This is a genomic window from Bartonella saheliensis, assembly GCF_902162175.1.
Genome location: NZ_LR607263.1, coordinates 1 through 4,740 on the forward strand (window position 1 = coordinate 1; position 4,740 = coordinate 4,740).

The following is a 4,740-nucleotide window of genomic DNA, read 5'->3' on the forward strand; positions in this document are numbered from 1 at the left end:
TTTTAGTTACACTAATATCAATCAATAAGTTTCATTCGGTTTTGTCACTGTTGTATAAAGATTAGCAGTAAACATTGATAATATTAATAAAAAAATAGTAAGGAAAAAATAATTCCCCACCCCTGAGGGGTGAGGAACAAACGCTTTTCCTCTAAACTTTTAATTCGTTTTTTAGTTAAATCTTCATTCGTAGTTTAATTCACTTACTTTTTTCTTTAAATTATAAATTTTAAGTGCATAAAAACAAATAATAAGCCAGATAATCCAACTTCCCCCTACAATTAAAACTGGCCGCGTGTCATCGAAAAAGCCTAACAAAATAAAGATAAAAACCATAAATAAGATAGAAAAAATCGATCCTATAGGCCACAAAGGAATTGGAAATTTTAAAGCAGACTGTGCTTCTTTAGACATTTTAAGCCGCATAAAAATTTGCGAAAGTAAAATCATCATCCACACAAAAACGGTTGCAAATGTTGCCATTGCAGCAATAAGAAAGAAAAGACCTTCATGGTAGAAATAATTAAGGATAACGCCAAAAAGAAAGATGACAAAGAGCAGTAAAATAACAAGAATTGGTATACCATTTTTTGATAAATATTGAAATTTCTTAAAAGCATAACCTTCTTGCGACAACCCATGTATCATGCGACAAGCACCATACATTCCACTATTCATTGCTGAAATAGCTGCTGTAACAATAACAATGTTCAAAATATTTGCTGCATATGAAATCCCAAGATTCTCAAAAATTGAAACAAAAGGACTATCCATAAGACCAATTTTATTCCAAGGATAAAGGGACATTAAAATAGCTAACGTCATGATGTAAAAAAATAAAACACGAACTGGAGTAGAATTAATTGCTTTTGAGATTGTGTGATGAGGATTTTGTACTTCCATCACTGCCATACCTATGATTTCTATACCACCAAAAGCAAAGACAACAACACTAAAACAAGCCAAAAAACCAAACCACCCATTGGGAAAAAGACCACCATTTTCCCATAAATTGTGAACACTGATAGTAGAAGAATTGGTATTCCAGCCAAAAAAAATGATTGCTATCCCTAGAATAATCATTGCAATGATAGCAATAATTTTAATGGATGATAGCCAAAACTCTAGTTCACCATATACCTCTACTGCTGCTAAATTAATTCCTGTAATGATCAGTGTAATGCTAAGTGCCCATATCCAAGGAGCAACATGGGGATACCAAAAACCCATATAAGTGGCAAAAGCTGTAATGTCAGCTAAACCAACAAGAATCATCTCAAATACATATGTCCATCCTGTTAGAAAACCAGCCAACGGTGATATGTAATTTGCAGCATAACGGGCAAAAGAGCCGGGCAATGGATTATAAATAATCATTTCACCAAGAGCGCGCATAACCATAAAAATGGCTAAACCAGCAATACAATAGGCAATCAAAACACTTGGGCCAGCAAGCTTAATCGCTTGTGCAGATCCGTAAAAAAGGCCTGTACCAATAGCAGAACCAAGAGCTAAAAAAATAACTTGGCGTTTGTTCATACCCCTTTTCAGTTCATTTATTACCATTTTTTCTTCTCACTGAAATGTCGATAAAATCCATACTGAAATACTCGCTCTATGATAAATAAAGCTTCATATTTCTCTCACTAATATATTTTTTTAAAAAGCATAAAACACTGACCTATCAGACATTTCATCTTAGGCAATGAAAAATACTTTTATTAACGAATTATCCAGCTTTTTACAGCGTATAATTCTGTATCATTTTATTGAGATAAAGTGGTAATAAAATTTTTTATAATCGTCATTTAATTCATTTCGTATTTTCTTTTTTCAAAAAATACGAAATTTAATACAACATTAAATCGCACTGCTCTTTTTAGTGCACTGAAAAAAGCAATGCGATTTATCATGTACTCATTAGTTGCAAGTATATTAAACTTTTTGTTACTTTCAAAAAACTCTCTTACTTTCTAGCGCACAATGATAACAAATTATATACGATAACATGTACGTATAAAATAACTTTTAATATCAAAGCAATAGTTTAAGTTAGTTCTTATAAAGTGAAGCTTTCCAATCTGCAAAAGCTTGCGAAAATCTAGCCTCTGCCCATCTTTTAAGGAAGCTAACCGCCTTCAATGTAACTTTTCCAAGAACAAAATCTATTCCAAATAAAAGAACCTTTTCAAACATTTTTCCAATAATAGATTTAGTATTTTCTCTAATATTTTGATCTGAAATAGCAATAAATGCTTTATTTGTCCCTTGAACAAGAATATTGTTTCTTTGTACATCCATGGCAACAAAAACGCTCTCTTGAATTCTATCTCTCCAAAGCTGCATATTAACCTCTACAATTTGTGAAAAACAAAAAATGGTAGTCATTAGGATATATAATGCATTGTTTTTGCACATTTTTATCTCCTTTATTGTAAACTTAAAATACAAAAAAGTAATGGGAAAACTCATAAAGCATCTAAAAACCAGAAGAATAGCTAATAAAACTGTTAAACTTACTTAATGAAATACATAATAAAACATTTTTATAAAAATACATTCTAATAATCTATAATTCTTAAATCTATACAATATAGTACTAAAGTAATAATAAAGACTATTAGAAAAATAAGTTAAAAAATATTATCTCTTATAACTTTATTGTTGATAAACTATCATTACCATAAAACATAATATTAGCAAGATAACCTGGTGCGCTCTACAATACATATTAAAAAATGAGCGAGCACACATCTCTTTAAATTATGCCAAGTATCATTGATCCTATAAATATCATATGAGGAAGGCTAACCGTTAAATGTCGCTCCTTCCTCATTGATTTTAAAATAAATATTATTGAGGGCTTAATGAAGGAAAAATTGTTTCTGGTAAACTGGATAACAAATCCCCGTCACGTACAAGTATATGTGCCCTATGAAGATCTGGAGCCATGTAACGATCTTCCTTAAGAGTATCAATGTTTTTGCGTAGATGCTCCATAATAGATTGTAAGAAGGAGCTTGTTTTTAGAGGAGCACGATATTCAATTCCTTGTGCTGCAACAAGTGTTTCAATACCGATAATAGTAAAAAGGTTGTCACTCATCGCCAATAATCGACGTGCACCATGGCAGGCCATTGAAACGTGATCTTCTTGATTTGCTGATGTTGGCGTTGAATCAACGGAAGCAGGATGTGCCATTTGTTTATTTTCAGACATTAAAGCAGCGGCAGTTACTTCAGCGATCATAAAACCTGAATTAAGACCGGCATTTTGTGCTAAAAAAGCTGGAAGTCCATAAGAAACGGCTGGATCAACCATAAGAGCAATACGCCTTTGGCAAATAGAACCTATTTCACATAGAGCAAGAGCAATTTGATCAGCCGCAAATGCTACAGGTTCAGCATGAAAATTCCCACCTGATACAACTTCACCATTCCTTAAAATCAATGGATTATCTGTAACGGCATTTGCTTCAATAATAAGTGTTTTTGCTGCTGCGATAAGAATATCGAAACATGCCCCCATAACTTGTGGTTGGCAACGTATACAATAAGGATCCTGTACACGCTCATCATCACGCAAATGTGCTGCTCGAATTCCTGAATCTTGTAAAAGCTTTTCTAATGTTTGTGATACAGCAATCTGTCCATAATGGCCTCGTAAAATATGGATATCAGGATGAAACGGTGCTGTTGATCCCATGATAGCATCGGTTGTTAATGCCCCTGCAAGAAGTCCACCACATAATGCCCGATGACTACGGAAAAGGCCCGCAAGAGCAAGTGCTGTGGATGTTTGTGTACCATTAATAAGAGCTAATCCTTCTTTTGCCTCTAAGACAATAGGAGATAATCCGGCTTTTTCTAAAGCCGCAGCTCCACTCATGCGAATATTTTGAAAAAATGCTTCTCCCTCTCCCATCATAACAGCAGCCATATGAGCAAGTGGAGCAAGATCACCTGATGCACCAACAGACCCCTTTTCAGGAATGACAGGAAGCACGCCTTTTTCAAGCATATTTTCGAGCAAATGTATCAGCTCTAAACGAACACCAGAGGCTCCTCTCCCCAAAGAAAGAAGCTTTAAAGTCATGATCAAACGTACAATATTTTCAGCTAAAGGTTCTCCTACACCACAGCAATGTGATAAAATAAGATTTCTTTGTAAAATAGCGACATCGTTTGCATCAATTTTAATCGAAGCCAATTTGCCAAAACCAGTATTGACACCATAAACTGGCTCCCTCCCCGCAGAAATTTCAGCAATGCGTTCTGCTCCCTTTTTAATAGACAAATAGGTATCGCTGTGAAGTTTGCTTACTTCACCATTGAAATAAACAGCCTCAAGTTCACTAAGTGTTACCTTACCTGGTGTTAATATAATAGTCATAATTCTCTTTCTTATTTATTTAAAGTATAGCGTTTAACATCCTTAAGCTTATCTATAACATAAAAAAAGTTATGACTACTCTTTGAGAAGAACTCAAACCAATCAGCTAAATAAGCTTTACGCATCCTTTTTAAATTTATAAAAAGCAAAATTAATCCGTTTTCTTTAGCTTATGAGAGAAGCTTTTATAGATGTTTTCCTCGTTCTAGTCAGAGTTTGCTTTTTATTTCTTAAAGAATCTGTTTGTATTTTTATGTATCATAAATCCCCCTTTTAAAAATAAAATTAAGTAAATTCAGCTATTTAAATATAGCATTGGAAGTATTTTACTATAGTTAGTTATAGGAC

Annotated in this window: 3 protein-coding genes; all 3 read right to left on the reverse strand. The window is 33.5% G+C overall.

Annotated elements, in window-relative coordinates:
- Positions 1-183: 183 nt before the first annotated feature.
- Positions 184-1,566, reverse strand: a complete 1,383-nt coding sequence (locus FS875_RS09360; RefSeq protein WP_144756045.1) for an amino acid permease — start codon at positions 1,564-1,566, stop codon at positions 184-186.
- A gap of 486 nt (positions 1,567-2,052) precedes the next feature.
- Positions 2,053-2,418 (reverse strand): hypothetical protein, encoded by a 366-nt coding sequence (locus FS875_RS09365; RefSeq protein ID WP_144756047.1) that lies wholly within the window; start codon positions 2,416-2,418, stop codon positions 2,053-2,055.
- 435 nt (positions 2,419-2,853) lie between these two features.
- Entirely contained in the window at positions 2,854-4,392 is a 1,539-nt protein-coding gene (gene hutH, locus FS875_RS09370; RefSeq protein ID WP_144756049.1) for a histidine ammonia-lyase, read from the reverse strand.
- Between the last annotated feature and the right edge of the window lie 348 nt (positions 4,393-4,740).

What these genes read in the sequence shown, in the direction of transcription:
- FS875_RS09360 (WP_144756045.1), bottom strand. Translation starts at nt 1,566, where the DNA reads ATGGTAATAAATGAACTGAAAAGGGGTATGAACAAACGCCAAGTTATT.
- FS875_RS09365 (WP_144756047.1), bottom strand. Translation starts at nt 2,418, where the DNA reads ATGTGCAAAAACAATGCATTATATATCCTAATGACTACCATTTTTTGT.
- hutH (WP_144756049.1), bottom strand. Translation starts at nt 4,392, where the DNA reads ATGACTATTATATTAACACCAGGTAAGGTAACACTTAGTGAACTTGAG.